Genomic DNA, 26,915 nt, shown 5'->3' on the forward strand with positions numbered 1-26,915 from the left:
AGTCACGACGGTCTCCTGATTATGTTGGGACGAAAAAGGACGAAGAGGCCAGGCAGGCTGGCTGCGAGAATGACGAGCCCGAAGGCGAGGCTGGCGGCAAAACCCGCCGCTGCCGTTGCGCCCACCAGGGGAAACAGCCCCGCCGCCGCGCCTTCGCGAAATCCCCAGCCGGCAACCGTTGCCGGAACGAGCATGGCGCAAAGGATCAGCGGCACGAGCACCAGAACGGCTTCAAGGCCGAGGACGGTTCCCGTGGCCAGCGCGCAAAGCGTGAAACTGGCGAGGTTGAGGGCGACAATGGCAGCGCTTAACAGGGATTGCTCGAACCAGGCACCATTGGCGACGAGCGCAGTTCTGATCGATTGCCCTAACCGCGCCGACCGTTTCTTGCGGGCGAAACGAAGGCCGACATAGACAACGAGCGCGAGGACCATGAAAGCGAGCATACCGATCAGCAGTTGGTTCTGATCGACCGCCAGGGTTAGTCCGCCGGGGGTCAGAATGGCCCATGTCCCGGCAAGGGCGAGAAGACCGAACATGGCAATCTGTCCCGCAAGCCGCTCGATGATCACCGCCTTGGCCGCAATGCCAAGGCCGGCTTCGTGCCGCGCCCGTACCGCGCGTGCAGCGTCGCCAAGCACCCCGCCGGGAAGCGACTGGTTGACCAGTTGCGAAAGGTAATATTCGGCTACTGCGCGGCGCGGCGGAATGGCCTGGCCGAGCCGGGCCGCCACGCGATGCCAGCGCCAGGCCGAGGCGATTGTCTGCAGGTTGACGGCGGCGAAGGCCGGAATGAGATAACGCCAATCGGCGTCCGTTAAACGCGCCAGAGCGCTTGGCCCATCTGCGAGGCTCCAGAGGAGACCGATGATGATGACGGGCGGCGCAAGGCGGAAAAGATAACGCCACTTCGACTGAGGACGTGAGTGCTCGCGCTCGAGTGTTTCCGAGGTCATGGCGCCCCTCCAGACGAGAGCGCCGCAATGAAGCGATCGCGAAAGGAACTCATGGGCCAGACCGGGGCGGTGTCATCAGGGATGAGACCGTTCGAAAAACCCCAGGCATCAAACGCGGCCAGTGCCGCGGGTGAGCCGACGAGATGGATCGGCACGTCCTGCCCCTCGATCTCCGACACCCGTTGGGCCGGCGGGTGATCGCCGAGGATTATTATTAGCCAGTCCCGCCCGGCATGCCGCGCGGCAAAGTCGAAGACGATCTCGAGCGAATAGTCGAGCGCCAGGCGGTATTGCTCGCGCATGAGCTCCGGATTGGGCCAGACCTCGCCACCGGGCGGGCCGACATGCTGGCTCTCGTCGAAAATCGTGCCATCACCAATCTCATCCCAAGCGACGATCCGGGGTACCGGCGTCCATGGGGCGTGCGAGGAAAGGAGCGCGGTCATGGCAAAGTGCGGCTCGCCGCCCTCCGGCAAGATGCGATCGACCGTACTTAGCGTGTATTGGTCGGGCATCGTCGTCCAATTGAAGGCCTCGCCGCGATAGCCGAAGTCGGCGGCTTCATAGATGTCGTTGAAGCCCATGAACTGCGCCTCGGGCCAGGGCAGGGTGATGGCCGGCATCAGCACCGTGGTCCGATACCCGGCTGTCTGCGCCAGATGGTAGAGCGAGGGCCGCGTGCTTGCGAGCATGGCGCGATAGCGCGCCTGGTTGTCGATCGAGAGACCCGAGGCGAGTGTCGCATGCGCCAGCCAGCTTTGCCCGCCAGCCACCGGCGAGGTGAGCCAGGCCGACCGCATGGAAAGCCCCGCCGCGGCGAGTTTGGTTTCCGCTTCCTCGAGCCGAGCGAGATGCGTTGGCGCATAGAGCGGATTGCGCAGCGCCGTCTCCCCGTAGCTTTCGATAAAGATCACGAACACATCGCGCCCATCAAGCCGGTCCAACAGACCTTGCTGCCCGGCGAACGGATCAATCTGCGCTTCCTCTTCGAACGCGCCGAGATCGGCGTATAGCGCGCGGAACGTCGTTGTGCGATCGATCGCCAACTGGGCCGAAAACGCGTCGCCAGGCATTGCAGGCGGCAGTGTCCACGCGCCGCGCGCCGCGCCCACCTGCGCCACGGCGAGCACCATGGCGAAAGTGCCAACGGCGCACGCGGCCCAACGCATCGGCGCCGCGATCTTGAGTCCGTTGATCCGCCCCGTGCTCCACCAGAGAAGTGTGGCCAGCATGAATGGCAAGAGCCCGATCAGCACCGCGAGGATAATGGCCAACGGCCAGCCGACGGATCCACCGGCGAGCCGAAACGCTGCTTCGGCCAGAGGCAGATCCATCAGCGGATTGAAGGGGCGGTTAAAGGCAGTGAAGGTTGCAAGATCGGCAAATTTCAGCACCGAAACCAGCGTCAAAGCGAGCGTAATGACGGCTCTGAGCGCGTAGCTTAAAAACCGGCGCGCAGGCAGGACGATCAGCAGCCCGGCGATGACGAACCATTCGAGCGGCAGCTGAAACAGCGCCCAGACACCGAGCGCATCCGGATGGTTCGGCTGCGCCAAGACGGCGTAGATCGACAAGCCCGCCTGAGCGACGCTGAGGCGTCCGGTCCCAAGAGATCTCAAGAGCGGTGCCTCGCCAGCCAGACGACGTCGCGGCCGAACGAATATATAAGGAGCAGAGTGCCGATCGCCGCGATGGTCCATGACAGAAGGCCATTGATGATGGGGGCGAGAAGGGCGATCAGAATGCCGATCTGGATGACGCAGATGGCCTTGCGGCTGAACCGTTCGGGCAGCGGCGCCATAAGCCACGGGCAGAAGAGAGCCGCGGCCAGGAAAAGATAGCGCATGCTGCCGAGCAGCAGCACCCAGGCGCCGGCCTTACCCGATTGCCAGGACAGCAGCGCCAGAAGAAGGGCGAAGACGGAATCGATCTCCATGTCGAAGCGCGCCCCGAAATCGGAGGTCAAACCCTGCCGCCGCGCAAAGAAGCCGTCGACACCATCAAGGCAGAGCGAAAACACTGCAATGCCAAGTACGGTCCAGGCCAGGCTCAGATCCGCAGCGAGAAGACCAGGTGTCGCTAAGGGGCTGAAGAGGGCGGCAATGATTCCTGTGCGCGCAAGCGTCACGAGGTTGGCGATCCCCAGGTGATCATGAGGATAGGTTTGGGCCAGGCCCCGGCCCGCCGTGCCAGCCATGACAAGGAAAGCGACAAGTGCAATGGTGGCGCCCAGCAGAGTCTGGGTCAGGAAAAACCCAAGCGCCAGGACGGGGATGCAGATGAGAAGGGACGCGATAGCGTACCGAAGGAGGACGGACTGGCTTGTGGGGGCGCGTCCGAGGGTTGATCGCTCTGCTGATTGCGCTTCGCTCATGCCTAATCGATCATCCTTGATGCCCTTCTATGACACTTATGTCATGCTACGCACACCAAGTAAGCATGGTTTACCTCTTTCATGAGAATTGTGAAATGACGAGCATCGCGCACTATAAGCCTCTCGCCAAAGCCTTTCATTGGCTGACGGCGCTCCTCGTGCTCCTCACCATTCCTGCAGCTTTGATCATGCTCAGGCCAGGCATCGAGCGTTCGCTGCAGGATCCGCTTTTCACTTTTCACAAGAATATCGGCGTCGTGATTTTTGTTCTGGTTGCGGTGCGTCTTGCCTATCGCCTCGTTAATCCGCCGCCGCCGTTACCCGACAGCGTTCCAACCTGGCAGCGTCATGTGGCTTCCCTCACGCATTGGCTCCTCTATGGCCTTCTCCTCGCCATGGCGATCTCGGGCTATATCCGTGTCACGGCCGGCGGGTTTCCGCTTGAAGTGTTTGATCCACTGGGACTGCCGCGCCCGGTGCCCCGCTCGGAAGCACTAGCAGAGACCGCCAAGAGCATTCACGCAGCCCTGCGCTACCCGCTTATTGGCCTCATCGCCCTCCACATCGGAGCGGCCCTTCACCACGCCCTGATCAAGCGTGACGGCGTCTTCCAGCGAATGTTGTTCAACCGGTGATTCACGCCTACGGCGGCTCGGTCTCTCCTTCGACCTTTCTGATCAAAAAAAGGGATTGAGCAGATCTGCCTGACCTTTAAGACGCGCTTGGCGCCATTTTGCCTGCGCCTGCGTGAGCTGAACCATCGACATGCAACAAACTGATTTGGCAATCGCGGCGTTCGCTTCGTCTTTGCCAGGATTGGTGGCGACGAAGATGCGCCGCAGTTCATCCCGTTCAATGACCACAAGATCGCTGGATGCTTCGGCGGAATCCTGGACCGGATGATCGCGTACGCCTTTCGTGCGAACTATGAAAAAGCGTCGGGCTTGCTGTAACTTCGTCATGGATTAGGCGATAATCGTCATCGATCTCGCCTCCGTTCTGGTTGTTATCCATGGCCAAAATCACGATCGCACAGCTCGCCCGCGAAGCGGGGGTCAGCGTTGCCACTGTTGATCGCCTGATGAATGGTCGGGAAAAGGTCAGAGCCGAAACCGCCCTGAAGATCGAACAGGCAGCCCGCCGATTGGGCTATCACGGCGCCAATGCGATCAGTAGCCGTGTGGACGGTCACCGTCCGGAACTTGCATTCGGTTTTATTCTGCAAAAGGGCCAGCACGCATTCTATCAGCATTTTGCCGAGGAACTGCAGGCGGCAATGGAGGCGTGCCAGAGCCATCGGATCCGCATCCATTTGCGCTTTGCCGAAACGACGCAGCCGGGCGAACTGGCCGAACTCGTCCGCTCCCTGAGTGGAAAGGTGCAGGCCTTGGCGGCCAGCGGACTCGATCATCACGAGGTCACTCTCGCGGTACAGGATCTGCGCAGCCATGGCATCCCGACATTCTCGCTTCTGTCGGACTTTGCGCAGGGCGTGCGCGAGCGGTATCTGGGGCTCAACAATCTCAAGGTGGGCCGCACTGTCGGCTGGATGATGTCGCGTTTCATCCAGCGCCAGGGCAAGGTGGGCATCTTCATCGGCGGCACCCGCTTCCATGGCCACGAACTGCGCGAGACCGGCTTTCGCAGCTCCTTGCGCGAATATGCGCCGCACCTGACCTTGCTTAACCCTCAGGTCAACATGGAGAATGCAGAGTTCACCTATGAAGCCACGGTGCAGATGCTCGAGGAGCATCCTGACCTTGCCGGGATCTATTGTGCTGGCGGCGGCAAGGAAGGGGCGATCACGGCGCTTCGCGAAGCAGGAAAATCGCGTGAGGTCGCCCTGGTTGTCAATGAACTGACAGAGGAAACGAGACTGGCTCTGCAGGAGCGCGTCGTGACGATTGTCATCGGTACGCCGCTGCGCGCTCTCTGCACCGAATTGGCCAACATGATGGTCGCAGCGGCAGAAAACGGGATGTCCCCTGATCCTGGTCAGCGCTTCCTCCCGCACGAGATCTGGACCCCTGAATCGCTTTGACGAAAACCCATCATGGATCAGGCGTGAATCTATCATCTATGAGGTCTGACGCGGCTTAAACCCGATTGACCGTGACAAAGCGCTGATGAAATCTCTTGGTCGGCTGGAGCAGAAAAATCTGCACAGTTTGGGAGGAGAGTATTCAGGGCTCGTCGGAGCAGGATCGTCTTTCATCCGCTTTGCATACCCCGATTACTCCAGAAACCGGCGCTGGCGCTGCTGGCTGCCAAGGAGGAACTATGCACAAGCTTCTGCTTTCGACTGCGATTGTCTTGACCTTGTCCGGCGCTGCCTCTGCGCAAACCGTCGGGGTTTCCATGGCGCTGTTCGACGACAATTTCCTGACCGTGTTGCGCAACGGCATTCAGGCCAGTGCCGACGAGCAGGGCATCGACGTTCAGATCGAGGATGCCCAGAACGACGTCGCCAAGCAGCTCGATCAGATCAGGAATTTCCTTGCATCCGGCGTCGATGCAATCGTGGTCAATCCGGTCGATACTTCGGCCACCCAGGCCATGTCCGATGCCGCAGCATCCGCAGGCGTGCCGCTTGTCTATGTCAATCGCCAGCCGATCAACGTCGACACCTTGCCCGACGGCCAGGCCTTCGTTGCCTCCAATGAGGTGGAGTCGGGCACGCTTGAAACCCAGGAAGTCTGTCGCCTTCTTTCGGAAGCGGGCAAGACCGACGCCAATATCTATGTGATGCAGGGCGAGCTTTCCAACCAGGCCGCCATCCAGCGCACCCAGGACATCTACGATGTGATGGAGAGCGGAGACTGCGGCGTGACGCTCAATGTCATCGATCAGCAGACAGCCAATTGGAGCCGCGATCAGGCCCAGAACCTGATGACCAACTGGCTCTCGACGGGCACCGACTTCGACGCGGTGATCTCCAACAACGACGAAATGGCCTTGGGCGCAATTCAGGCGATGAAAGCGGCCGGCATCGGCATGGACAGTGTGATCGTCGCCGGCATCGACGCTACCCAGGATGCACTTGCCGCGATGCAGGCCGGCGACCTCGACGTCACCGTATTTCAGAATGCGGCAGCCCAAGGGTCCGGATCGCTTGATGCGGCTCTCAAGCTTGCCGCAGGCGAAACCGTCGAAAAGAAGGTCTATGTACCCTTCGAGCTCGTGACCCCTGCCAATATGGAGCAATACCTCCAGCGGAACTGATCCCGCACGGAGTCTCCGGGCACTGCGCCCGGAGACCTTTTTCCTCTGGACTGGAGAACCTCCATGGCAGTCTCCCAAATAGGCATCGGCGGCTTGGAATATGACCCGCGCAAGCGCTCCCTGCCGCCTGAACTGGGCGTTCTGGCTGCACTGATCATCATCATCGTCGTTTTCGAAGTGCTGAACCGTCTCAATGGCGGCAGCTTTCTCTTCAACATGCGCGAGTCCGTACCGGCGCTCTTTAATCAACAGCGGCTCGATATCATGCTGCTGCAGGTCGCCATCACCGGCATCATCGCGCTTGGTGTCACCCAGGTGATTATCCTCGGGGGTATCGATCTCTCCTCCGGCTCGGTGGTCGGCGCCACGGCGATGATCACGATGAGCTTTGCCCAAACCGGCCTTGTGAACGGCAATCCCAACCCAAGCGCGATCCTAGGCCCATGGGCCATGGATCTGCCGGTTATCGTGCCGATTCTGGTAGGGCTTGCCTGCGGCGTCTTCGCCGGACTGATCAACGGCTTTTTCATCGCCTACACCAAGATCCCGCCCTTTATCGCCACCTTGGGCATGATGGTCTCGGCCCGGGGGGTGGCACGCTGGTGGTCCAACGGTCAGCCCGTGTCCTTCCCTACAGAGACCTATGCAAGTCTTGCCAATGGCGATCTTCTGGGCACCATCACCTTCGGTTTGTTTCGCTGGCCGGGCCAGAACCCGGCCGTCATCTTCCTACTGCTGGCCGTGCTGATGTTCCTCGTGATGCGCTATACGCTTTACGGCAAGCGCAGCTATGCCATCGGCTCCAACGAAGCCGCGGCGCGTATGTCCGGCATCAATGTCGCTCGGCACAAGCTGCTGGTCTATGCCATGGCCGGACTGTTCACCGCCATCGCTGCAATCCTGCTGACCTCCAAGAACCTGACGGCGCAGGCCGGCATGGGCGTGATGTATGAGCTCGACGCCATTGCCATGGCTGTGATCGGCGGCGTGTCTCTGGCTGGTGGGCGCGGCTCGGTGGTGGGCACGGTCCTGGGGGCGATGATCTTCAGCGTCATCCTTTCCGGTTTCACCTCGATCCGGCTCGACGCCTACTACCAGGACATGGTCAAGGGCGCGATCATCGTGGGTGCCGTGGTGTTCGATCAGTGGCGGCAGCGCCGCCGGGCTATGGGAGCCTAGCCATGAGCGATCACGCAATGGGGCACGATGTGGTGCTGGAAACCCGGGGGCTGACCAAGCGCTATGGCGGCGTCCACGCCCTAGAGAACGCCAATTTCGTCATCCGCAAGGGCGAGCATGTCGCCATCATGGGTGATAATGGTGCGGGCAAGTCCACCTTCGTGCGCCAGATTACCGGCGTCGAACAGCCGACCAGCGGCGAAATCGCTTTCGATGGGAGTGTCGTCAACTTCGACGGGCCGCTCGATGCCCGCCGCCGCGGCATCGAGGCGGTGTTCCAGAACCTCGCGCTGGCCGACGATCTCGATGTGCCCTCGAACCTGTTTCTGGGGCGCGAAAAGATCAAGTTCAACCTCGGCCCGTTTTCTATTCTCGATGGCAAGGGCATGCGCGAGGCAACGTTGCAGGCGCTCAAGAAGACGGCGGTCAAAATTCCCAATCTGTCGAGCACCATCCGGCACATGTCGGGAGGCCAGCGTCAGTGCGTCGCTATAGCCCGCACCGCCACTTTCGCCTCCAAGCTCATCATCATGGACGAGCCCACGGCCGCTCTTGGGGTGCAGGAAACCGCGCAGGTGGAAAACATCGTCCGCACGCTCAAGAACAATGGCGAGGCACTGATCCTGATCTCGCACAATATGCGTCAGGTCTTCGATCTCGTGGACCGGATCGTGGTGTTCCGGCGCGGGCGGATCGTGGCCAATCTGAACAAGTCCGAGACCGATGGGCAGGATGTCGTGGCCTATATCACAGGCGCCAAAACCGGGGCCGAATTTGCCGAGGGCGCGCTCTAGACCCCGACCCATCATCGCTTTGCCTGTCCCGGCTCCGGGGCGGGCGGCAAGTCTACCTTGTGACCAAGGCCTGACCCGGGCCTGCTCCGAAAGGACACCAGATGAAGATCGCCCTTGATCCCCACATGCACCGGCATCTCCCGCTCGACCAACTGCCCGCCAAGGTCGCCGAGCTTGGTTTTGAGTGGATCGAGATGTCGCCGCGCGGGGATTTCCTCGAATGGTTCAAGGCGCCGCGGGTGTTTCCTCAGCGTATTCGCGCGTTCAGGAAGTCGCTGAGGGACAATGGCGTCGGCATCGCTTCCCTTTTGCCGATGTATCGCTGGGCCAGCAATGACGAGGCCGAACGGCAGGCTGCCGTCAAACATTGGAAGCGCGCCATCGAGATTGCCCTGGAAATGGAGGTCGACGTGATGAATTCCGAATTCGGGCGCGGGCCGCATCCGGACAAGGGAGGCTGCTATTGCTGCCACACCGGCTCGATGATCGAGGCGTGCGAGGATGCCTGGTGGCGCTCGATGGAGGAACTGGTGCCGATCCTTGAACGCGAAGGCATCGCGCTTCATATCGAGCCGCATCCCGAGGATTGGTGCGAAACGCTGCAGCCGGCGCTCGACATCATCCGCACGGTCAATTCCAAGAACGTCAAATTCCTCTATTGCGCGCCCCACACCTTCTATTTCGGCGACGATACGCGCGCCATGCTGCGCGAGAGCGCCGATGTGCTGGCCCATGTCCATGTCGGCGACACGTTCAATCACCGGGCCTCTTCTGGCCTGCGCTATATCCTCAATCCACCCGGCACGCAGGCGCGGGTGCATCAGCATCTCAATATCGGCCAGGGTGAGGTGCCTTGGGACGATTTCTTCGGCACACTCGCCGAGATCGGCTTTGACGGGATCATGACCGCCTGTGTCTTCGCCTGGGAAGACAAGGCCGATCAATCCGGCAAGTTCATGCGCTCGGAAATGCAGCGCTATATTGACACATATTTTAAGTAGGAGGCCGGAATGGCCCTGAGAATTGGCGTCATCGGCGCAGGAGCGATCGGCCAGGATCATGCGCGCCGTATCAACCAGGTCTTGACCGGCGCGCACATCGTCGCGGTGTCTGATGTCAATGCCGGCAATGCCGCTGCCTTGCAGAGTGAAGTCGCGCCGGATGCGACACTCTTTGCCACCGGCGAGGAACTGATCGCCGCGCCCGAGATCGACGCGGTGCTCGTTACCTCCTGGGGCACGACGCACGAGCAATATGTCCTGGCCGCCATTGCCGCGGGAAAACCATGCTTTTGCGAAAAGCCTTTAGCGACAACGGCCGAAGGCGCGCGCCGCATCGTCGAAGCGGAGAGCGCAGCCGGCAAGCGACTGGTTCAGGTAGGGTTCATGCGCCGCTACGATGAAGGCTACAAGATGCTCAAGGCGGTGGTGGACAAGGAGATCGGCACGCCGCTGATGGTACATGCCGCCCACCGCAATGCATCTGTTGCCGAAGCCTATGTCACGCCCATGGCCATTCATGATACCTTGATCCACGAGATCGACGTGTTCCGCTGGCTGCTTGATGACGATTATGTTTCAGCCCAGGTGGTCTTTCCCCGCAAGACCTCGCACGCCCATGGCAAGCTGCGCGACCCACAGATCGTGCTGCTTGAGACGGCCAAGGGCGTGCGCATCGATGTCGAGGTTTTCGTCAACTGCCGCTATGGCTACGACATTCAATGCCAGGTGGTGGGAGAGGAAGGCCTCGCCAATCTGCCCGAGCCGATGTCCATCGTCACCCGCAAAAAAGCCAAGCTGCAGAACGCGATCCTGACCGATTGGAAGCATCGCTTCATTGATAGCTATGATGTCGAATTGCAGGACTTCATCGACGCAGCCGCCAAGGGCACGGCCAGCGGTCCCTCCTCCTGGGACGGATATGTCGCCGCGGTCACCTCCGATGCTTGTGTAAAGGCGCAGGAAACGGGCGAGATCGTCCCCATCGAATTGCCCGCGCGTCCGGCGCTCTATGCGTGAGGGTGCCATGCGATTTGCGCTCAACCATATCACCGTGCCGAGCCTATCGCTCGAAGCGTTCTTTGCATTGGCCCGCAATCTCGACATCACCGAGGTCGAAATTCGCAACGACACGCCCGATGTGGCCGGCACGCGTGCGGCGGGCGAGGTCCGTACCGCCGCAGCCGATGCAGGGGTGACGATCCTCAGCATCAATGCGGTTTATCCCTTCAATCTCTGGTCTGGCGACCTTCCGGAACGCGCGGAAAAGCTTGCCGACTATGCCGCTGAATGCGGCGCCAAGGGTCTCGTCATGTGCCCGCTTAACAATGGGCAATCCGTGTCTGACGAGGATCTGGTGGAGGCGCTTGCCGCCATGCAGCCGATCCTGGTGAGCCGTGGCCTCAAAGGTCTTGTCGAACCTCTCGGCTTTCCCATTTCGTCCCTGCGCACCAAGCGCAGGTCGCTCGACGCTATCGCGCGGAGTGGCGGAGAGGGGACCTATCGCCTCGTGCATGACACGTTCCACCATAGTCTTGCGGGAGAAACGGATATCTTCGCCGCAGAAACGGGTCTCGTTCATATCTCGGGCGTCACCGATCCCGCCGTGGCAGTCGATGACATGCTCGACACTCACCGCGGGCTGGTGACCGAAGGTGACCGCCTGGACAATGCGGGACAGATCCGCGCCCTTTTGGCGCAAGGCTATGAGGGGCCGTTCAGTTTCGAGCCGTTCTCGGCCGAAATCCATGCCCTCTCCGATCCCCAAACGGCCATTCGGCAGAGCATGGACTTCATTTCTAACCAGCTTCAGGACCGCGCACGCCCATGATTTTCTACGGCACCAACCCCATTGCCTGGTCCAATGACGATGACTGGACGATCGGCGATCACCTGACGCTCGAGGATTGTCTCTCCGATTGCCGCGCCATAGGCTTCGACGGCATCGAAAAGGGCCACAAGATGCCCGACGAAGGCACCGCGCTCAAAGCCAGGCTTGGCGAATACGGGCTGCGCTTTGCCGCCGGCTGGTTCTCGACCAATCTCCTGCGCAATGACATCGACACCGAACTCCAGGCGCTCAAGGCCTGGATCGACTTCACCAAGGCAGCCGGCGGCAGCCATATCAATGCCTGCGAGTGCTCCAACACCGTCCACGGCAATGATGGCGTGCCGGTCAATGATCGTCCGATCATGTCCGATCAGGAATGGGAGCGGTTCACCTCCGGATACGACACGCTGTCGGCTCTGGCGGCCGCAGAAGGGGTGAAGATGGGCTACCATCACCATATGGGCACGATCATCGAATCCGAGGCCGATATCGACCGGTTCATGAGCATGGCCGGGCCTCATACCAGGCTGTTGCTCGACACAGGCCATGCCTATTTCGGCGGTGCCGATCCCGTGAAGCTGGCTGACCGCTATATGGACCGGGTGACGCACATCCACTGCAAGAACATCCGTGCAGTCCAGATGCGGGACGTTCGCGAGAACAATCTGTCTTTTCTGGAAGGCGTGCGGCGTGGTGCTTTCACCGTGCCCGGCGATCCCGAAGGCTGCATCGATTTCGAACCCGTGCTGCAAATCGCCGCCGAGCGCGGATACCAGGGTTGGGTCGTGATCGAGGCCGAGCAGGACAGCGCGCGCTTCGACCCGCTCAAGTATCAGGGCATGGGCCTTGAAACGCTCAAGGCCATCGCCGCCAGGGTCGGCCTGCAGTAGGGCGGGGAGAAGAACTATGGCGCAGCCGCAAAAACCGCTCGATGTCATCACCATCGGACGTTCCTCGGTCGATCTTTACGGTACTCAGGTCGGCGGGCGTCTCGAAGATATGGCCTCGTTCGAAAAATATATCGGTGGCTCGCCCACGAACATGGCTGCCGGCACGGCGCGGCTGGGTCTTCGATCTGCGCTGATCACCCGGGTCGGGAACGAACATATGGGGCGCTTCATTCGCGAGGAACTCGCGCGCGAAGGCGTCGATACGCGCGGGGTCAAGACCGATCCCGAGCGGCTGACCGCGCTCGTCCTCCTCGGCATCCGCGACGAGCACAGCTTTCCGCTGATCTTTTATCGCGAAAACTGCGCCGATATGGCTCTGTGCGAAGACGATATCGAGGAGAGCCTAATCGGCGAAACCCGATCCTTGGTGGCAACAGGCACCCATCTCAGCCACCCCAAGACCGAGGCCGCTGTGCTCAAGGCATTGCGGCTGGCGCGGGCGCACGGCGCCCGAACCGCTCTTGATATCGATTATCGGCCCAACCTCTGGGGTGTGGCAGGTCACGGAGATGGCGAAAGCCGGTTTGTGGAAAGCGCCAGGGTTACGGCCAAGCTGCAATCGCACCTGCATCTCTTTGATCTGATCGTCGGCACCGAAGAGGAATTTCACATCGCCGGGGGCACGACCGACACAATTGCGGCCCTGCGCGCGGTGCGGGCTGTCAGCGGGGCAGTGATCGTCTGCAAGCGCGGCGCAGCGGGTGCTGTCGCTTTTACCGACGACATTCCTGAAACATTGGATATGGGCGAGGCGGGGCCGGGCTTTGCGGTCGAAGTCTTCAACGTGCTTGGGGCCGGCGATGGCTTCATGTCCGGCCTCATCAAGGGCTGGCTTGAAGACGCCTCCTGGAGCCGGGCTCTTGAATACGCCAATGCCTGCGGCGCCTTTGCCGTCAGCCGCCATGGCTGCACCCCAGCCTATCCCTCGCTTCAAGAGCTGGACTTTTTTCTGGCGCGCGGCGTGGTGGAGCCGGCTCTGCGCAAGGACCGGCAGCTTGAGCAGATCCACTGGTCGACCAATCGCCACAAGAGCTGGCCGACCATGCGGGTCTTCGCCTTCGATCATCGCATGCAGCTCGAGGACATGGCTGGCGCGACTCCGAACAAGATCGGCGCGTTCAAACAGCTGTGCCTCAGGGCGGTGCTCGATGTGCAGGCCGGGCAAGCGGGATACGGCATCCTGTGCGACAATCGCCTCGGGCGCGACGCGCTGCAGGCTGCCTCGGGAACCGGGCTCTGGATCGGGCGGCCGGTCGAATGGCCGGGATCGCGACCTCTCGCCTTCGAACCAGAATTGGGCCCGGACCTCGGTGGCCTCGGCGAATGGCCGCTCGAAAACGTCGTCAAGGTGCTGTGCTTCTGTCACCCGGGTGATGACGCCGCACTGCGCAAGGACCAGGAAACGAGCCTCCAGCGCTTGTTCTCTGCTGCGCGCCGCAACCGGCTTGAATTTCTGCTCGAGATCATTCCGTCCAAAGTCGGCTCCGTGGACGATGACACGACGGCAAAGCTGATCCGGCGCTTTTACGAGATCGGCATCTATCCCGACTGGTGGAAACTCGAGCCGATGGCAAGCCGTGCGGCCTGGGAGAAAACCTGCGCTGCCATTACCGATCACGACCCCTATGTGCGCGGCATCGTGGTGCTGGGGCTCGATGCTCCCGAAGCCGAACTCAGGCAGAGTTTCGCCGTCGCGGCGGAATTTGATCTGGTCAAGGGTTTTGCCGTGGGGCGCACCATTTTCGGGGCCGCAGCGCGCGCATGGTTTGCCGATAAAATCGACGATGACCAAGCGGTCGCGCAAATGCGCGAGAATTATGCAAGGCTCTGCCAGATCTGGGATGCGGCGCGTGCTGCATCGAGCCACCCCGCCTGAAGCCTGACCTGGGAGAGACCTATGACGACCACAATCCGACTGACCGCCGCCCAGGCCATGATGCGCTGGCTTTCCGTGCAGATGACCCCGGAAAGCGAGCGCTTCATCGAAGGCGTCTGGGCCATTTTCGGCCATGGCAATGTCGCGGGGATCGGCGAAGCCCTCCACGGGATCGGCGATGCACTCCCGACCTGGCGCGGCCAGAACGAACAGACCATGGCCCATGCGGCCATCGCCTATGCCAAGACCAAGCGCCGCCGACGCGCCATGGCGGTCACGTCTTCGATCGGGCCGGGCGCCACCAATATGGTCACCGCGGCAGCGCTCGCCCATGTCAACCGCCTGCCGGTGCTGCTGATCCCGGGCGATATCTTTGCCAATCGCCGTCCCGATCCAGTGCTGCAGCAGATCGAGGATTTCGACGACGGCACGATAAGCGCCAATGACTGTTTCAGGCCGGTCAGCCGCTACTTCGATCGCATCATGCGGCCCGAGCAATTGCTGACGGCGCTGCCCCGCGCCATGCAGGTAATGACCGATCCGGCCAATTGCGGGCCGGTAACACTAGCTTTTTGCCAGGATGTGCAGGCCGAGGCCTATGACTGGCCGCAAGCTTTTTTCGAGCCACGCACCTGGCGCATCCGGCGTCCAGAAGCAGATGCAGCCGAAGTCGGCGAAGCAGCGGAGGCGCTGGCGGCAGCCGAGCGGCCCGTACTTATCGCCGGGGGCGGCGTGCTCTACTCGGATGCAGAGGCCGAGCTGGTCGATTTTGCCCGGACCCACAATATCCCTGTTCTCGAAACTCAAGCCGGCAAGGGAGCCATCGACTGGCAGGAGCGGCTCAATTTCGGCTCACCGGGCGTCACCGGCTCAGACTGCGGCAATGCGCTCGTGGCCGAAGCTGATGTCATTCTCGGCGTCGGTACGCGTTTTCAGGATTTCACCACCGGCAGCTGGGCCGCGTTTCAGCGTCCCGGACGCAAGCTCATATCCGTCAATCTGGCGGGTTATGACGCGGCCAAGCATGGCGCCATCCCGGTTGTGGGCGATGCCAGGCTGACGCTGCAGCGCCTCTCAGCACTGCTGGCTGGGAAACGCTTCTCTGATCCGGATTTCGCCGGCCGGGACGCCTGGTTCGCACGAACCGATGAAGCCTTCGCGCCGCCGCAATCGGCCGCGCCCAATTTCCTTCCATCCGATGCGCAGGTCATCGGCGCGGTGCAGCGGCAGGCGGGTGAGGACACCCTCGTCATGTGCGCGGCCGGCACCATGCCCGGTGCATTGCAGGTGCTCTGGCGTGCCGCCCCCGGTGGCTACCATATGGAATATGGCTATTCGTGCATGGGCTACGAAGTGGCAGGGGCCACGGGCATCAAGCTGGCGGCGCCACATAAGGATGTGGTCTGTTTCGTCGGAGATGGCAGCTATATGATGGCCAATTCCGAACTGGCCACAGCCGCCATGATGCGCGTGCCCTTCACCATCGTGCTCACCGACAATCGCGGTTATGGCTGCATCAATCGCCTGCAGCAGGAATGTGGCGGGGCCCAGTTCAACAATCTCTACAGGCACAGCAATGTCGCGGTGCAGCCCGAGATCGACTTCGTGGCGCACGCGCGCAGCCTCGGCGCCCATGCGGTGAAGGCGGGGGGCATAGCCGAGCTCGAGGCGGAACTCGTTGCAGCGCGCGGGCGCGACCTACCCACGGTGATCGTGATCGATACGGAAGCTGAAACCGGGCCGGGTGTCGGCGGCACCTGGTGGGACGTTGCCGTGCCCGAAGTGGGGCAGGGCGATACGCTCAAAAGAGCCCGTGACAAGTACGAGCAAAACCTTGCTCGCCAGGTATTCAACTAGGAGGCCGCTTCATGCCCGATCTTCGTCGTCGCCCCTTTGGCGCCCATGGCAAGGTTCATGAAATCACCCCGCAATCGGCCGGCTGGCGCTATGTCGGTTTCAGTCTTTATCGTCTGCGCGCCGGCGAGCGGATCGGCGAGGCGACGGGCACCAACGAGGTCATCCTCGTGCTCGTTGAAGGCAGAGCCCGGATCACTGCAGACGGCAAGGATTGGGGCGAGCTGGGCGAGCGGATGAGTGTCTTTGAAAAGACCCCGCCACATTGCCTCTACCTGCCTAATGGGGCCGAATGGAACGCCGAGGCGACAAGCGATTGCACTCTGGCCGTCTGCGCGGCGCCTGGGAGGAGCGGCCACTCGGCGCGCCGGATCGGGCCGGACGGGATCACTCTGACGGCGCGCGGCTCCGGGTCCAACGAACGCTGGATCAACAATATCGCCATGGAAGCCGAGGACTATTGCGACAGCCTGCTTGTGACCGAGGTCTTTACGCCCGCCGGTCACTGGTCCTCCTATCCCAGCCACCGTCACGACGAGGATGACTTTCCCCTCATCACCTATCTCGAAGAGACCTACTACCACCGGATCAATCCCGAGCAGGGGTTCGGGGTGCAGCGCGTTTATACCGATGATGGAACGCTGGATGAAACCATGGCCGTTCAGAACCATGACGTGGTGCTGGTGCCGCGCGGTCATCATCCATGCGGAGCGGTGCATGGCTACGAAATGTACTACCTCAATGTGATGGCCGGTCCCCGCCGGGCCTGGCGCTTCGTCGCCGATCCCCGGCACGAGTGGTTGATGGAGCCGCCCAAAGGCAAATGAAGCTACGAGGCGACACCAGCGCCTGGCCAAGTCGATCGAACGGGACCAAGGAGGACAACATGATCGTGGGTGACCGTGTCGGTGGACGATCGCTGCGCTGGGGCATGGTGGGCGGAGGACGCGGCAGCCAGATCGGCTATGTGCACCGTTCGGCGGCCACGCGCGATGGCATTTTCGCGCTGGTCGCAGGTGCGCTTGATGTCGACGGCGAACGCGGACGGGCCTTCGGCATCGCCCTCGGCATGGACCCCTCCCGCAGCTATCCCGACTACAAAGTCATGTTTACAGCCGAAGCCGGGCGCGAGGACGGCATCGAGGTCGTCTCGATCGCGACGCCCAACAATACCCATTTCGTCATCTGCAAGGCAGCGCTCGAACACGACCTTCACGTCATCTGCGAAAAGCCGCTTTGCTTCACGGTTGCAGAGGCCGAAGAGCTGGCGGGTCTTGCGAAATCGCGCCAGCGCACCGTCGGTGTGGCCTATGGCTATTCGGGCTACCAGATGATCGAAGAGGCGCGGGCGCTCGTGGCGGCGGGCGAGCTCGGCGATATCCGCGTTGTCAATTTCCAGTTCTCGCATGGCTTTCACAACACGGCGGTGGAGCAGGAAAGCCCTTCCACCCGCTGGCGGGTGACGCCGGAATTTGCTGGCCCCAGTTATGTGCTGGGCGATCTGGGCACGCACCCCTTCTACCTCTCGGAAGTCATTCTGCCGCACCTGCGCATCAAACGCCTCCTGTGCACGCGCCAGAGCTTTGTCGGGTCCCGCGCGCCGCTTGAGGACAACGCCACCGTGTTGATGGAATACGAGAGTGGCGCCGTCGCCACCGCCTGGATTTCAGCCGTCAATGCAGGCGCCATGCACAGCCAGAAAATCCGCGTCGTTGGCTCACGCGGCAGCCTTGAGTGGTGGGACGAGCATCCCAATCAGCTTTCCCTCGAGATACAGGGACAGCCACCGCGCCTTCTGGATCGCGGCATGCCGTATCTGCATGGAACTGCGTTAGAAGAAGACCGGATCGGGGCAGGGCACCCAGAAGGGCTGTTCGATGCCTGGGCCAATCTTTATCGCCGCTTCGCCCTTGCCATCACTGGTTCGTCCCAGACTCTGACCTTTCCGGGTATCGAGGCGGGCCTTGAAGGGGTTCGCTGGGTGGAAAACTGCGTGCGGTCTGCCGATCAGGGTGGGGTCTGGGTCGACTATCGTTAGGTCAAGGCGCACAGCCGGCGTCGTCTCCAACACCTATTTCGGCCGGAAAAGCTCGAGACGAAGACCACCCCTCTCAGAATGCGGAGGCCGCCGAGTTCCATCTCCTGGCACGAGCCGACCCTCTATTGGCCATTAGGCGGATTCACTCCGCTGCGGCTTGCAGGGGCAGATTCGCTTGCATAGTTTGCCGGCCGACTCATGCGGCACCGTACGCTCTGGGTCGGCTTGGGAGAGGACAGATAATGAAGACCATCATGGCGTTCGGCGATAGTTTGACCTGGGGTACCAATCCCGTCGCAGGTGGGCGCCATCTCTACGAAGATCGCTGGCCCAGCGTTCTGGGCGAGGGCCTTGGCGCGGGATATCGCATCATCCCCGAGGGGCTTGGAGGGCGGACGACGGCATTTGACGACCTCACCTCAGCCTTCGAGCGCAATGGTGCCCGCGCCTTGCCGATGCTGCTCGCGACCCACTCTCCGCTTGATCTCGTGATCATCATGCTTGGGGCCAACGATCTCAAGGCGCAGATCAGTCCCACCGCCCATGGCGCAATTGCCGGCATGACGCGGCTGGTCGAAATCATTCGCACCTTTCCCTATAGCTGGGGCATGGCGGCGCCCAAAGTGATGCTGGTTTCCCCGCCCCATTTCTGCAATCGCGCCAATGGCGAAGGGCCGCAATCTGGCCGCCTCGTGTCCGAATCGCACAAGCTTGCAGAAGGCTACCAGCTTCTCTCGCAGGCTCAGGGCTGCAGCTTCTTCGACGCCGCAACGGTTGCGAGCGCCAGCGATGTCGATGGGGTTCATCTCGACCCTGCCAATACGCGGGCCATCGGCGCGGCCTTGGTGGCGCCGGTGCGTGAAGCGCTGGGCTGAGGCTCAGGCGCCCACGAAGACGCGCCGCCTGGCGCTCTCGATATGAGCGCGCATGGCCGACCGTGCGCTTTCGGCATCCCCGCTCGAAATCGCTTCGGCGATGAGCCTATGTTCTTCGTAGACGAGCGCGATGCGCCCCACCGTTGAGTGAGCGAGCGTCCGGGCAATCTTTGTTCCGATATAAAGGGCCACGGTCGCCGCCTTGACAGAGGAGAAATAGTAGCTGTTCTCTGTGGCTTCAGCAACCGCGACGTGAAAGGCGATGTCGTCCTCTGCGGGAATGTCGCGCTCTTCAAGCGCTGCGATCCGCAGCTTGTCGACGATGGCGAGGATCTCGGTGATCTTGGCGCGCGATTGTCGTTGCGCGGCAACAAACGCCGCCTCGCCTTCCACGCCTACCCGGAATTCGTAGCAGCGCTGCAGGTCCGCGATACTGCCCGGTTCGGCAAATTCGACAACCGAGCGGCTGGGCACGCTGATCACGCGTGTGCCCGCGCCCTGCCGGCTTTCGATCAGCCCGTCGATGCGCAACCGCACCATTGCTTCGCGCACGACCGGACGGGAAACGCCGAATTGCACCGCCAGTTCAACCTCGGTCGGCAGCTTGGCGCCGACCGTCCATTCCCCGGCACTGATCGCTTTATAGATGTGCTCGTAGACCCCATCGCTGAGCGAGCCGGGGGCGCTGCGCCTATCGTTTTGTCCTGACATGACGCCTCCGGTAAGCGAGTTATCCGATCCGAGCTTCCTATAGCACGACCAGACTGTTAGCCCGCAAGAGCGGCTGCCCTGCAAAAGGTAAATCAACTTTTGTATTGGTAAGACCATTGACACAGGTCGCTGCCCGCTTCTACAAATCGGGGCAGGTTGGGGGACCAGCTGACATCGCTAACCGATCCCGAAGGGATTGAACCGCAAAGCTATTTTGCGGATCGGACGCCTATGTCCTCCGTCATGTCGGCCCACCGCCCCGAGCTGCCCCTGAGGAGGAAGTTATGTCAAAACTGCTGAAAACCCTGGTCTGCCTCGCCCTGCCTTTCGTGCCGCAGGCTGCTTTTGCCCAGGTCGACTATCCTGTCGATTCCGTGCGCATTATCGTTCCCGCCAATCCCGGTGGTGGTACTGATGCTGCCGCGCGCATCTTTGCCGAATATTTCCAGCGCCATTCCGATGCCGCCACGGCCGTAGTCAATCAGGCAGCCGGGGGCGGCGTCGTTGCTGCACAGACGGTTGCTACCGCCAGTCCCGATGGCGCGACGCTGCTGTTCTTCCATGCCGCGTTCCACACCGCCAATCTTTCGGGCAATTCGCCCTTCAAATGGGATCAGTTTACGCCCGTCGCCACCGTCACCGAGAGCAATGAAGTTTATGCGGTGCGGGCAGATACCCCCTATGAAACGCTTGCCGATCTGATCGAAACGGCCAAGGCAAGCCCCAACACCCTCAGCATCGGCACCCAACTGGGTGGCACGACCCAGGTCAAGGCGCAGGCGCTCAACGTTGCCGCTGACAACACCATGCGCATCGTCGATGCCGGTACCGAATCCGACCGCGTGGCGGCGCTTCTGGGCAGCCAGGTCGATGTGATCTCCATGAGCGTCGGCAGTGCCCGGCAATATGTGGAAGCCGGGCAAATGAAGGCTCTGGCGGTGATGAACGAGGTGGCAGACGTGACTGCCCCCGAGATTCCGACCACGGTGTCGCAAGGCGTCGATATCTCCTTGCCGCTGGTGCAGACCGTTTACGGCCCCAAGGACATGGATCCGGCCGCCGTCGCCGCCATCGAGGCGCTGGTCGCCCAGATGCGCGAAGATCCCGAGTTCAAGGCCACGGTCGAGCGGCAGGGCCAGACACTGGCGCTGCGCGATGCTGCCGAGACGACCCAGTTCTTGGACAGCGAATACAACACGATGCAGAGCTATTTCGCCAATTGATGCGGTGGGGACCGGCAGTCGTGCCGGTCCCTGATGCAAGGGGAAAACGATGTCTGAAGATCGGGTGATCGGCGCCTTTCTCGCCGTCCTGGGCGCCGCCATGGCCGCCTATAGCACGACCATTCCGGCGCCTTTCGCCAACAGCGGCGATGTGGGCCCGGCAATCCTGCCTCAGGTGCTCGGCGCGCTTCTGGCCATCCTTGGCCTTGCTCTGGCGTTTCGGCGGACGAAGCTCGCAGTGACCGAAGTCGGCACACCGGCGGACGGTGAAGCAGACAGCGCCTCGAGCGACGATCAGGTGTTGCGCATTGCTGCGCCAACCCGGCTCAGGCAGATCCTTCTTGGCGTTTCATTCGTTGCTTACATCGCCTTGTTCGATCGCCTGGGTTTCACCCTCTCGAGCCTGCTCTTTCTGGTCTCGACCATGATGCTGCTCGGCCCGCTCACTCTGGCTCATGCCGTGCGCGCGACCCTCTTGTCGGCAGCCGTTGCTCTGGCGGTCGGCTATGTCCTCAACGGACTTCTGGGCCTGACAATTCCTGGCGTCTGGATCGGCTAACGAGGCTTCTTCCATGTTCGATCACTTCCTTTCCAGCTTCGGCGCCCTTCTTGAAATCAGCACTTTGGGCTTGATGGCGCTTGGTGTCTGTATCGGTCTCATCTTCGGTGCGCTGCCTGGCCTTTCGGCCACCATGGCGCTGGCGTTGCTGCTGCCGCTCACCTTTGCCATGGAGCCCAATACCGGCATCGCCATGCTCGTGGGCACCTATATCGGTGGCGTTTCAGGCGGGCTGGTCGCCGCGACGCTGCTGCGCATTCCTGGAACGCCATCTTCCATTGCCACGACCTTTGATGCTTATCCGCTGGCGCAGAAGGGATACCCGATCAAGGCACTCGCTACCGGCATGGTGGCCAGCGCGGTTGGCGGCATGCTCGGGCTAATGGTGCTCGTGGCCTTCGCGCCCGTCATTGCCCGTTATGCCATCCAGTTCGGCCCGGCTGAATATACCGCGCTCACCGTTGCGGCCCTGATGCTGGTAATCGTCCTATCCGAGTCCGACATCATCAAGGGCCTGATTTCAGCGGTTCTGGGCCTGTCGCTGGCCACCATCGGCTTTGCGCCTATCGGTGGAACCTCGCGCTTCACGTTCGGAAATGTCGATCTGATGGCGGGTATCGGCATCATACCGTTCATGGTCGGGCTCTTTGCCGTTTCCCAGCTGCTTCGCGATGGGACCTCGTCCAGCATTTCCATGCGCAGCGGCAAGAAGCTGATCGGCGGCGGCATCAAGGCGGCAGAGTTCATCGCCAATATTCCCAACATGCTCCGGTCGGCCGCTATCGGCATTGGTATCGGCGTTCTGCCGGGCATTGGCGGTTCTGCCGCTAATCTCGTGGCTTATGGCGCTGCCCGGTCGGCGGCCAAGAAGCCTGAAGAGTTCGGCAAGGGTAGCGTTGCCGGCATCTATGCGCCGGAAACTGCCAACAATGCCGCTGTCGGCGGCGCGCTGCTGCCGCTTTTGACCCTAGGCATTCCCGGTGACGGCGTCACAGCGGTCATGATTGGCGGCTTTACCATACATGGACTGCAGCCGGGACCGATGCTGTTCCAGCAAAGCCCCGATCTGATCGCCATGATCTATGCGGCCTTCTTTTTGGCCACGATCATGCTCCTGGTCATTCAGCTCGGAACGATCAGGCTGTTCCCCAAGGTGCTGATGGTGCCGCGCCACTATTTGATGCCGATCCTAGCGCTCCTGATGGTCGTCGGTGTCTATGCCTCGGAATATCGCACCTTTGAGCTCTGGCTCATGCTCGGCTTCGGCATTCTTGGCTATGGCATGGAGCGCTTCCGCTTCCCGCTGGGCCCGGCTGTGCTCGGCTTCGTTCTCGGGACCATCCTTGAAACCAATTTCCGCCGGGCGCTGATGTTCGCCAATGGGGATTGGAGCACTTTCGTCACCCGGCCGATCTCGGCGGTGCTTCTTGCATTTGCCGCCCTGTTCTTTGTCTTCAGCGTCTGGAGTGCCATTCGGAGCCGGCGCAAGGCGGCGGCCTGATCTCGACCGCACTGCCTCCGCACCAGTCGTTGCAATTCTAGCCCAATGACCGCCCGTTGGGAGCCTATCGGAATATTACATGAAAATCTCGTCCATCACCCTTACACCCATCCAGACCCATCGCCGCACCGGCTCGATCAGCTCCCATCTGATCCTGCAGCTGCATACCGACGAGGGGCTGACGGGCATCGGGGAAATTTCCGATCTTGATTGCTACCGCATGTATATGCCCGATGTGGACGCAGTGCGGCTGGGTATCGAGAAGATCGTGCTCGGGCGGGACCCCTTCGCCATTCAGGCGCTGCACACTGAAATGGCGCAGTATCTGCACAACTATTTCCTGTCCGCGCCGAGCTATCCGCCATTCACGCCTGCCTCCCAGATCGCTGCGGGCATCGACATGGCCTGCTACGACATCGTGGGCAAGGCGCTGGACACTCCGGTCTACAATCTGCTCGGCGGCAAGAGCCGGGATACGATGGAGATCTGCTACCCGCTGTTCCAGGTCCGGGCAGAAGAGGATTACGAAAAGAACCTCGGCTATATAGCCGAACTGCTGGAAAAGGGCATTTCCCGCTTCCGCTACTATGTCGGCGTCGACTTCAACAAGGACGGAAAATTTCTCGCCGCCGTCCGGGAGCGCTTCGGCGACCGCGTCATGCTCAAGGCGCTCGATTTCCAGGCCCGCCATTACTGGAAAGACACGCTCCGTGCCTATGACCGGCTCAAGCAGTTTGGCTTCGAGCTGATCGAGAGCCCCAGCTGGCGCGAGGATTTCGAGGGCATGTCGGAGCTGCGCCGGCGTGTCGACGTCGAAATTTCCGAACACTGTTCCTCGGCAACCCAGGCCATGCAGATGATCCGCGCCGGTGCCGTGGACGTGTTCAATATCACGGTCAATTCCGGTGGCCTCCTGCAGGTCAAGAAGCTCATGGCGCTGGCCGAGCTCGCCGGCATCAGGGTGCTGATCGGCACCACGCAGGAGCTGAGCATTGGCAGTGCAGCCCATGCTCATCTCGGCGCTTCCGTGCCGGATCTGCATGTCGCCTCCGACACTGTGGGGCCGCTCCTTTATGTCGAAGACGTCGTCAAGGAGCGCATTCGGTTCGAAGGCAACCGCCTCGTCATTCCGACCGGTCCGGGGCTCGGCATGGAGCTCGATCTCGATGCGCTTGAGACCCTGCGCGCGCCCCTCGTTGAATGGGATCGTGCCGCCCATGGAGCGGGCTACGTCTCGAATTGACCATGCCGCCACGCCTTGACTTTAGCCTGTTTGCCCGGAGGGCGTTCCGATGACATCGAACCGCAAATTGCCCCACGAACTACGCAGCGCTCGCTGGCTCGGTCCCGATGATCTGCGCAGCTTCGGCCACCGCTCGCGCCTGATGCAATTGGGCTATTCGGAAGCGGACTTTTTGAACAAACCGCTGATCGGCGTCCTCAATACCTGGTCCGAAATTAACCCCTGCCATTCGCACTTCCGCGAGCGTGCCCAGGACGTCAAGCGCGGCGTGGCGCAGGCCGGCGGCTTTGCCGTCGAAATGCCCTCGCTTTCGGTCGACGAGAGCTTCACCAAGCCCACATCAATGCTCTATCGCAACATGCTGGCGATGGAAGCGGAGGAGATGATCCGGTCGCACCCCTTCGATGGCGTGGTGCTGATGGGAGGCTGCGACAAGACCACGCCGGGCCTCGTCATGGGGGCTCTGAGCGCTGGGGTACCCTTCATCTATCTGCCCGCTGGTCCCATGCTGCGCGGGCACTATGCCGGCAAGATCCTCGGCTCGGGATCGGATGCCTGGAAATATTGGGACGAGCGGCGCGCCGGCAATATTTCCGACGCCGAATGGCTGGGCATCCAGGGTGGCATTGCCCGCTCGGCCGGGGTCTGCATGACTATGGGCACAGCCTCAACCATGACCGCCATCGCCGAAGCCATGGGACTGAGCTTGCCCGGCGCATCCTCGATCCCGGCTGTCGATTCAGGCCACCAGCGCATGTCCGCCGATTGCGGCCGGCGTATCGTCGACATGGCCTGGGAAGGGCTCACGCCCGACAAAATCGTCACCGAAGCGGCTGTCCAGAACGCCGCCATTGTGGCGATGGCGACCGGCTGCTCGACCAATGCGGTCGTTCACCTCATCGCCATGGCGCGCCGGGCCGGAGTTGATCTCGATCTCGATACGCTCGATGCGCTTGGCCGCACCACGCCGCTCATCGCCAATGTCCGTCCTTCGGGCACCGGTTATCTCATGGAAGACTTCTTCTATGCAGGCGGCCTGCGTGCACTGATGAAGCAGATCGAAGCGCGCCTCGACACCTCCTGCCTCACCGTCACCGGCAAGACCCTTGGCGAAGGGCTCGAAGGAGCAGAAATCTATAATGACGACGTCATCCGCCCGCTTTCGAATCCGGTTTATGCCGAGGGCTCGCTGGCCGTGCTGCGGGGCAATCTTTGCCCCGATGGCGCGGTGATCAAGCCTGCAGCGTGCGATCCCAAATACCATGTCCATCAGGGGCCGGCCCTTGTTTACGACAGCTATCCGGAGATGAAGAAGGCCATCGAGGACGAAAATCTCGAGGTGACGCCCGACCACGTGCTGGTGCTTCGCAATGCCGGTCCGCAAGGGGGGCCGGGCATGCCTGAATGGGGCATGCTGCCCATCCCCAAGGCGCTGATCAAGCAGGGGCACCGCGACATGCTGCGCATTTCAGATGCGCGTATGTCCGGCACGTCCTATGGCGCCTGCGTGCTTCATGTCGCGCCCGAAAGCTTTGTGGGCGGTCCGCTGGCCCTTCTCAAGACCGGGGACATCGTCCGCCTCGACCTGCCCAATCGTCGGCTCGACATGCTGGTCGACGAGGCTGAGATCGCCCGCCGTCGTGAGGCCTGGATCCCGCCGGTCCCCCATTTCGAACGGGGCTGGGGCTGGATCTATTCCAAGCACGTCACCCAGGCCGACAAGGGCTGCGACTTCGATTTCCTGGAACGCAGCTTCGGCCCCGCAGCCGGCGAACCCGATATCTTCTGAGGATTTTTGATGACACTCACACTCGATCAGGCCCTTACGGGCATTTCCGGAATTCTGGTAACGCCCTATGACGCTTCGGGCGATATCGCGCCCGAAAAGCTGGTGCCGATCATCGATCGCGCGCTGAGTGCGGGCATGCACATGCCCGTGGTCAATGGCAATACCGGCGAATTTTATGCTCTGACGACGGATGAAGCCTGCACCATGGTGCGCGAGGTCGTCTCCATGGTTGACGGGCGCGCTCCGGTTCTGGCCGGTGTCGGCCGCGGTATTCGCGATGCCTGCCGCCTGGCGGAAGCCTCAGCAAAGGCGGGCGCGACTGCGCTGATGATCCACCAACCGCCCGATCCGTTCGTGTCCCCGCGCGGCACGGTTGATTACCTCAAGGCCGTCTCCGATGCTGCCGGCCTGCCGATGATGCTCTACCTGCGCAATGATGCGATCGGCACCAAAGCCATTGCCGAACTCTGTGCGGTCGAGGGCGTCAAGGGAGTCAAATGGGCAACGCCCAATCCCCTCAAGCTGGCCGATGCTATCGCTGCCTGCGACCCCTCGATCGTCTGGGTCGGCGGACTTGCCGAAGTCTGGGCGCCGCCACTCTATGCGGTTGGGGCGAGGGGGTTCACTTCGGGCCTGATCAATATCTGGCCCGAGCACTCCGTCGCCATTCACGCGGCACTTTCAAGCGGCGATTACACGCAGGCCAACGCGCTGATCGCCCGCATGAGCGATTTCGAGGCCGTGCGTGCTGAAGAGCTTAACGGCACCAATGTCACCGGCGTCAAGGCAGCGTTGCAGGCCATTGGACTTGATTGCGGCCCAACCCGACCACCCTCCGCCTGGCCGCTGACTGCCCCGCAGCAGGATCGGATCAACAAGTTCATCAGTCAGATCCGGAAAGACTGATCCAGCACTTTCCCTCTGGGTCGGGCGCAGTGCGCT

Annotated in this window: 25 protein-coding genes; 20 read left to right on the forward strand and 5 right to left on the reverse strand. The window is 61.7% G+C overall.

What is annotated here, in order from left to right:
• Positions 1–2: 2 nt before the first annotated feature.
• Genes BM364_RS02480 through BM364_RS02490 form a run of 3 tightly spaced genes read right to left on the reverse strand, consistent with a single transcriptional unit; the run spans position 3 to position 3,330 of the window.
• Entirely contained in the window at positions 3–956 is a 954-nt protein-coding gene (locus BM364_RS02480; protein ID WP_092420462.1) for a lysylphosphatidylglycerol synthase transmembrane domain-containing protein, read from the reverse strand.
• The gene (locus BM364_RS02485) at positions 953–2,575 is read right to left on the reverse strand and encodes a sulfatase-like hydrolase/transferase (RefSeq protein WP_092420464.1); all 1,623 of its coding nucleotides are present in this window, start codon (positions 2,573–2,575) and stop codon (positions 953–955) included. Before BM364_RS02485 ends, BM364_RS02480 begins: the two co-directional genes overlap by 4 nt.
• Positions 2,572–3,330, reverse strand: a complete 759-nt coding sequence (locus BM364_RS02490) for a CDP-alcohol phosphatidyltransferase family protein (RefSeq protein WP_092420467.1) — start codon at positions 3,328–3,330, stop codon at positions 2,572–2,574. The genes BM364_RS02485 and BM364_RS02490 overlap by 4 nt, the downstream gene beginning before the upstream one ends.
• A gap of 95 nt (positions 3,331–3,425) precedes the next feature.
• On the opposite strand from BM364_RS02490, the gene BM364_RS02495 reads away from it, so the two are divergent.
• Entirely contained in the window at positions 3,426–3,965 is a 540-nt protein-coding gene (locus tag BM364_RS02495; protein ID WP_092420469.1) for a cytochrome b, read from the forward strand.
• Positions 3,966–4,007: 42 nt separating this feature from the next.
• Here the strand turns inward: BM364_RS02495 and BM364_RS18855 are convergent, their stop codons facing one another.
• Positions 4,008–4,292, reverse strand: coding sequence for a hypothetical protein (locus BM364_RS18855; RefSeq protein ID WP_425284865.1), 285 nt, complete (start codon positions 4,290–4,292; stop codon positions 4,008–4,010).
• Between the two features lie 50 nt (positions 4,293–4,342).
• Between BM364_RS18855 and BM364_RS02505 the strand changes: the two genes are divergently transcribed.
• The 13 genes from BM364_RS02505 (at position 4,343) to BM364_RS02565 (ending at position 18,947) form a co-directional block, all read left to right on the forward strand.
• Positions 4,343–5,371 carry a LacI family DNA-binding transcriptional regulator gene (locus BM364_RS02505; protein WP_092420472.1) on the forward strand — a complete coding sequence of 343 codons (1,029 nt, stop codon included), beginning with the start codon at positions 4,343–4,345 and terminating at the stop codon, positions 5,369–5,371.
• A 239-nt stretch (positions 5,372–5,610) separates the two neighbouring features.
• Positions 5,611–6,552, forward strand: a complete 942-nt coding sequence (locus BM364_RS02510) for a sugar ABC transporter substrate-binding protein (RefSeq protein WP_092420474.1) — start codon at positions 5,611–5,613, stop codon at positions 6,550–6,552.
• A 63-nt stretch (positions 6,553–6,615) separates the two neighbouring features.
• Entirely contained in the window at positions 6,616–7,731 is a 1,116-nt protein-coding gene (locus tag BM364_RS02515) for an ABC transporter permease (protein WP_092420476.1), read from the forward strand.
• A gap of 2 nt (positions 7,732–7,733) precedes the next feature.
• Positions 7,734–8,525 carry an ATP-binding cassette domain-containing protein gene (locus tag BM364_RS02520; RefSeq protein WP_244542748.1) on the forward strand — a complete coding sequence of 264 codons (792 nt, stop codon included), beginning with the start codon at positions 7,734–7,736 and terminating at the stop codon, positions 8,523–8,525.
• A 101-nt stretch (positions 8,526–8,626) separates the two neighbouring features.
• Positions 8,627–9,526 (forward strand): sugar phosphate isomerase/epimerase family protein, encoded by a 900-nt coding sequence (locus BM364_RS02525; RefSeq protein ID WP_092420478.1) that lies wholly within the window; start codon positions 8,627–8,629, stop codon positions 9,524–9,526.
• A 9-nt stretch (positions 9,527–9,535) separates the two neighbouring features.
• On the forward strand, positions 9,536–10,543 hold the full coding sequence (gene iolG, locus BM364_RS02530) for a bifunctional inositol 2-dehydrogenase/D-chiro-inositol 1-dehydrogenase (RefSeq protein ID WP_092420481.1): 1,008 nt from the start codon (positions 9,536–9,538) through the stop codon (positions 10,541–10,543).
• A 7-nt stretch (positions 10,544–10,550) separates the two neighbouring features.
• Positions 10,551–11,354 (forward strand): TIM barrel protein, encoded by an 804-nt coding sequence (locus BM364_RS02535; RefSeq protein ID WP_092423787.1) that lies wholly within the window; start codon positions 10,551–10,553, stop codon positions 11,352–11,354.
• Positions 11,351–12,244 carry a myo-inosose-2 dehydratase gene (gene iolE / locus BM364_RS02540; RefSeq protein WP_092420484.1) on the forward strand — a complete coding sequence of 298 codons (894 nt, stop codon included), beginning with the start codon at positions 11,351–11,353 and terminating at the stop codon, positions 12,242–12,244. Before BM364_RS02535 ends, iolE begins: the two co-directional genes overlap by 4 nt.
• A 16-nt stretch (positions 12,245–12,260) precedes the next feature.
• On the forward strand, positions 12,261–14,180 hold the full coding sequence (locus tag BM364_RS02545; RefSeq protein ID WP_092420487.1) for a bifunctional 5-dehydro-2-deoxygluconokinase/5-dehydro-2-deoxyphosphogluconate aldolase: 1,920 nt from the start codon (positions 12,261–12,263) through the stop codon (positions 14,178–14,180).
• A gap of 21 nt (positions 14,181–14,201) precedes the next feature.
• Entirely contained in the window at positions 14,202–16,037 is a 1,836-nt protein-coding gene (gene iolD / locus BM364_RS02550) for a 3D-(3,5/4)-trihydroxycyclohexane-1,2-dione acylhydrolase (decyclizing) (RefSeq protein WP_092420490.1), read from the forward strand.
• Between the two features lie 11 nt (positions 16,038–16,048).
• Positions 16,049–16,861 carry a 5-deoxy-glucuronate isomerase gene (iolB, locus tag BM364_RS02555; RefSeq protein ID WP_092420493.1) on the forward strand — a complete coding sequence of 271 codons (813 nt, stop codon included), beginning with the start codon at positions 16,049–16,051 and terminating at the stop codon, positions 16,859–16,861.
• A gap of 59 nt (positions 16,862–16,920) precedes the next feature.
• A complete protein-coding gene (locus BM364_RS02560) occupies positions 16,921–18,072 on the forward strand; it encodes a Gfo/Idh/MocA family protein (RefSeq protein ID WP_092423789.1) in 1,152 nt (383 codons plus the stop codon).
• A 242-nt stretch (positions 18,073–18,314) separates the two neighbouring features.
• Complete coding sequence (locus tag BM364_RS02565) at positions 18,315–18,947, forward strand: SGNH/GDSL hydrolase family protein (protein ID WP_175528426.1); 633 nt, start codon at positions 18,315–18,317, stop codon at positions 18,945–18,947.
• A gap of 3 nt (positions 18,948–18,950) precedes the next feature.
• On the opposite strand, the gene BM364_RS02570 is transcribed toward BM364_RS02565, so the two are convergent.
• Complete coding sequence (locus BM364_RS02570) at positions 18,951–19,658, reverse strand: FadR/GntR family transcriptional regulator (RefSeq protein ID WP_175528427.1); 708 nt, start codon at positions 19,656–19,658, stop codon at positions 18,951–18,953.
• Between the two features lie 284 nt (positions 19,659–19,942).
• On the opposite strand from BM364_RS02570, the gene BM364_RS02575 reads away from it, so the two are divergent.
• From BM364_RS02575 to BM364_RS02600, 6 genes are all read left to right on the forward strand, one after another.
• Positions 19,943–20,881: a tripartite tricarboxylate transporter substrate binding protein gene (locus BM364_RS02575; RefSeq protein ID WP_092420499.1), complete on the forward strand. Its 939-nt coding sequence runs from the start codon at positions 19,943–19,945 to the stop codon at positions 20,879–20,881.
• A gap of 49 nt (positions 20,882–20,930) precedes the next feature.
• Positions 20,931–21,440 (forward strand): tripartite tricarboxylate transporter TctB family protein, encoded by a 510-nt coding sequence (locus BM364_RS02580; RefSeq protein ID WP_092420501.1) that lies wholly within the window; start codon positions 20,931–20,933, stop codon positions 21,438–21,440.
• A 13-nt stretch (positions 21,441–21,453) separates the two neighbouring features.
• Positions 21,454–22,941: a tripartite tricarboxylate transporter permease gene (locus BM364_RS02585; protein WP_092420504.1), complete on the forward strand. Its 1,488-nt coding sequence runs from the start codon at positions 21,454–21,456 to the stop codon at positions 22,939–22,941.
• A gap of 79 nt (positions 22,942–23,020) precedes the next feature.
• On the forward strand, positions 23,021–24,184 hold the full coding sequence (locus tag BM364_RS02590; protein ID WP_092420507.1) for a mandelate racemase/muconate lactonizing enzyme family protein: 1,164 nt from the start codon (positions 23,021–23,023) through the stop codon (positions 24,182–24,184).
• Between the two features lie 49 nt (positions 24,185–24,233).
• Positions 24,234–25,973, forward strand: a complete 1,740-nt coding sequence (araD, locus tag BM364_RS02595; RefSeq protein ID WP_092420510.1) for an L-arabinonate dehydratase — start codon at positions 24,234–24,236, stop codon at positions 25,971–25,973.
• A gap of 9 nt (positions 25,974–25,982) precedes the next feature.
• Positions 25,983–26,879: a dihydrodipicolinate synthase family protein gene (locus BM364_RS02600; RefSeq protein WP_092420513.1), complete on the forward strand. Its 897-nt coding sequence runs from the start codon at positions 25,983–25,985 to the stop codon at positions 26,877–26,879.
• Positions 26,880–26,915 lie beyond the last annotated feature (36 nt).

It is taken from the genome of Devosia crocina, from assembly GCF_900116545.1.
GTDB lineage: Bacteria > Pseudomonadota > Alphaproteobacteria > Rhizobiales > Devosiaceae > Devosia > Devosia crocina.

Coding starts and splice junctions, on each gene's coding strand:
- BM364_RS02480 (WP_092420462.1), bottom strand. CDS start 956: ATGACCTCGGAAACACTCGAGCGCGAGCACTCACGTCCTCAGTCGAAG.
- BM364_RS02490 (WP_092420467.1), bottom strand. CDS start 3,330: ATGAGCGAAGCGCAATCAGCAGAGCGATCAACCCTCGGACGCGCCCCC.
- BM364_RS02495 (WP_092420469.1), top strand. CDS start 3,426: ATGACGAGCATCGCGCACTATAAGCCTCTCGCCAAAGCCTTTCATTGG.
- BM364_RS18855 (WP_425284865.1), bottom strand. CDS start 4,292: ATGACGAAGTTACAGCAAGCCCGACGCTTTTTCATAGTTCGCACGAAA.
- BM364_RS02505 (WP_092420472.1), top strand. CDS start 4,343: ATGGCCAAAATCACGATCGCACAGCTCGCCCGCGAAGCGGGGGTCAGC.
- BM364_RS02510 (WP_092420474.1), top strand. CDS start 5,611: ATGCACAAGCTTCTGCTTTCGACTGCGATTGTCTTGACCTTGTCCGGC.
- BM364_RS02515 (WP_092420476.1), top strand. CDS start 6,616: ATGGCAGTCTCCCAAATAGGCATCGGCGGCTTGGAATATGACCCGCGC.
- BM364_RS02520 (WP_244542748.1), top strand. CDS start 7,734: ATGAGCGATCACGCAATGGGGCACGATGTGGTGCTGGAAACCCGGGGG.
- BM364_RS02525 (WP_092420478.1), top strand. CDS start 8,627: ATGAAGATCGCCCTTGATCCCCACATGCACCGGCATCTCCCGCTCGAC.
- iolG (WP_092420481.1), top strand. CDS start 9,536: ATGGCCCTGAGAATTGGCGTCATCGGCGCAGGAGCGATCGGCCAGGAT.
- BM364_RS02535 (WP_092423787.1), top strand. CDS start 10,551: ATGCGATTTGCGCTCAACCATATCACCGTGCCGAGCCTATCGCTCGAA.
- iolE (WP_092420484.1), top strand. CDS start 11,351: ATGATTTTCTACGGCACCAACCCCATTGCCTGGTCCAATGACGATGAC.
- BM364_RS02545 (WP_092420487.1), top strand. CDS start 12,261: ATGGCGCAGCCGCAAAAACCGCTCGATGTCATCACCATCGGACGTTCC.
- iolD (WP_092420490.1), top strand. CDS start 14,202: ATGACGACCACAATCCGACTGACCGCCGCCCAGGCCATGATGCGCTGG.
- iolB (WP_092420493.1), top strand. CDS start 16,049: ATGCCCGATCTTCGTCGTCGCCCCTTTGGCGCCCATGGCAAGGTTCAT.
- BM364_RS02560 (WP_092423789.1), top strand. CDS start 16,921: ATGATCGTGGGTGACCGTGTCGGTGGACGATCGCTGCGCTGGGGCATG.
- BM364_RS02565 (WP_175528426.1), top strand. CDS start 18,315: ATGAAGACCATCATGGCGTTCGGCGATAGTTTGACCTGGGGTACCAAT.
- BM364_RS02570 (WP_175528427.1), bottom strand. CDS start 19,658: ATGTCAGGACAAAACGATAGGCGCAGCGCCCCCGGCTCGCTCAGCGAT.
- BM364_RS02575 (WP_092420499.1), top strand. CDS start 19,943: ATGTCAAAACTGCTGAAAACCCTGGTCTGCCTCGCCCTGCCTTTCGTG.
- BM364_RS02580 (WP_092420501.1), top strand. CDS start 20,931: ATGTCTGAAGATCGGGTGATCGGCGCCTTTCTCGCCGTCCTGGGCGCC.
- BM364_RS02585 (WP_092420504.1), top strand. CDS start 21,454: ATGTTCGATCACTTCCTTTCCAGCTTCGGCGCCCTTCTTGAAATCAGC.
- BM364_RS02590 (WP_092420507.1), top strand. CDS start 23,021: ATGAAAATCTCGTCCATCACCCTTACACCCATCCAGACCCATCGCCGC.
- araD (WP_092420510.1), top strand. CDS start 24,234: ATGACATCGAACCGCAAATTGCCCCACGAACTACGCAGCGCTCGCTGG.
- BM364_RS02600 (WP_092420513.1), top strand. CDS start 25,983: ATGACACTCACACTCGATCAGGCCCTTACGGGCATTTCCGGAATTCTG.